We start from the raw sequence: 2,192 nt of genomic DNA, 5'->3' as shown, positions 1-2,192 counted from the left end.
GGCCGAACTCGGACGGGTTCCACGCGTTGGTCAAGTGCTTGGTGGCGGCCAGTTGCGCCGCGGGTTCGTCGGCCGCGCCGACCAGCTCCAGCAGCAGCTGCCGCGCCGCGGGCCGCCGCGCCGGGTCGGGGTGGATGGCCGCCGCGACCAGCCGGTCGAGCGGCGCCGGCAGCCCCCGCAGGTCGGGCGGCGCATGCCGGGCCCTGGCCGCCATCACGTACGCGTCACCCTCGCCGAACGGATGCCCGCCCAGCCCCGCGTACGCGATCAGCGACCCCCACGCGAACACGTCGCCCGCCGGGCTCGTGCGCCCCTCGAAGACCTGCTCGGGAGCGATCCAGCCGGGCGTGCCCATCACCATGCCGGCGTTGGTGTGCCGCTGGTCGACGTGGGTGGAGCGGGCCAGGCCGAAGTCGATCACCCGCGGCCCGGCCAGCGTCAGCATCACGTTGGCCGGCTTGAGGTCGCGATGCACCAGCCCGGCCGCGTGGATCGCGGTCAGCGCCGCCGCCACGCCCACGGCGGCGGAGTGCAGCACCGACGGCGACAGCGCGCCGTGCTCGATCAGGTGGTCTTCCAGCGAGATGCCGTCGATGTACTCGGTGACGAGGTAGAGGACGCCGCGGTCCTCGCCGTGGTCGAGCACCCGCGCCGTGCAGAACGAGGCCACCTTGCGGGCGTTGGACACCTCTTCGTGGAAACGGGCGCGGTAGACGGGGTCGGCGGTGAAGTCACGCCGGATCGCCTTGAGCGCCACCCGGGACCCGTCGGGCGCCTTGGCGAGGTAGACGACCCCCATGCCACCGGAGCCGAGACGGCTGACCAGCTCGTACGGGCCGATCGCCGGCGGATCCTCCGGCTGCAGCGGAGTGCCTGCGGAGCGCCCCAACGTCGCCGTCCTCTCGCCGTCGTCATGCCGTCTCAACCCGAACCGTTCCTCCCGCCGGTTCGTCCCGTGAGAACCCGAACCGTTCCGCCGCCCGGCATCCCGTTTTGTACCCCAGACTCTAACGGAGGTCGGCACTGTCCGTTGGACACTAGCGAGGAGCCGGATCCCGCCGGGGCGGGCGCATCCGGACCCGCAGCCGCGAGACGTCGATCGCCCGTGGCAGCGGCCGGTGGGCCGACAGCAGCCGCCCGGCCGGCACGGGCCGGGCCTGCTTCAGCATGGCGGCCAGGAACGCCGTGCCGACCGCGAGGGTCAGCCGCACGCCGTCGCAGTCGGGCAGCGCCCACCACTCCTCCGCCGCGGTGCCGTCCAGCCAGACCTCGGGGGAGAACGTGTCGGCGTACGGCAGGCGCGGGCTGCGCGTGTGGGCGGCGAGCGGCACGACCACGGCGGTGCCGGCGGGCAGGGCGGTGCCGTACCAGTCGGTGGCGGTGACGGTGACCCGCGACAGCGCCGGCAGCGGCGGCCACAGGCGCAGCCCCTCGCGCAGGCAGGCGCGCAGATGGCCGGAGTCGGCGCGGGCCGCCCTGCGGTGGGCCGGGTGCGCGGCGAGCAGCGCCAGCGTCTGCGTCAGCCCGGCCGCGGCGCAGCTCAGCCCCATCAGCCAGAACGCCGCCTGCATCAGCCCGCGCGACTCCGGCTGCGGCGTCTCGGCGATGAGCCCGGCGAGGCTGCCCGGCTCGGCCCGGCGGAGGTGGTCGATGATGCGGGCGTCGTAGCGGCCCGACAGGATCTCCCTGCGGCGCTGCGCCCGCCGCCCGGTCGCCCTGCGCCGCCCGGCCCGCATGACGCCCTCCAGCAGCCGGGTGAGCTCGACGTCGTCGGCCGCGCCGTCGCCGTAGACGCAGCGCCTGGCCACCCGCTGCCAGGCGGCGTCGACCCGCGCGTGGTCGAGCAGCCCGCGGGTCAGCCCGGCGGCCTCCTGCTCGGCGATCCGGATGAACGCCGGGCGCAGCACGTCGGTCGGCAGCGAGAACGGCCGCTCGTCCACGTGCGGCAGGAAGGCGGTCTCCCGGCCGCACAGCACGCGGACGGCGTCGCGCTTGGACAACACCAGCAGGGCCGGGCCGCGCAGGCCGCGCACCAGCACGGGACGGCCGCCGTAGCGGGCCTCCAGGTCGGCCAGCAGCGCACGTGAGCGCAGCGGGTCGTGACCGCCGGCCAGGTGCCCCCGCGGCAGCAGCAGCCCGGCCAGCCGCAGGCTCTCCACCACGGTGGCCCTGGGCAGCCCCCTAGGCACGCC

Annotated in this window: 2 protein-coding genes; both read right to left on the bottom strand. The window is 75.7% G+C overall.

What is annotated here, in order from left to right; genetic code table 11:
• On the bottom strand, window positions 1–889 hold an 889-nt coding region (locus C1J01_RS47715), incomplete at its 3' end, for a serine/threonine-protein kinase (protein WP_146616032.1).
• Window positions 890–1,037: 148 nt separating this feature from the next.
• On the bottom strand, window positions 1,038–2,192 hold a 1,155-nt coding region (locus C1J01_RS47710; RefSeq protein WP_146616031.1), incomplete at its 5' end, for a cytochrome P450.

Source organism: Nonomuraea aridisoli (assembly GCF_003236395.1).
Classification (GTDB): Bacteria; Actinomycetota; Actinomycetes; order Streptosporangiales; family Streptosporangiaceae; genus Nonomuraea; species Nonomuraea aridisoli.
This window is presented reverse-complemented; position numbering and strand designations above follow the sequence as displayed.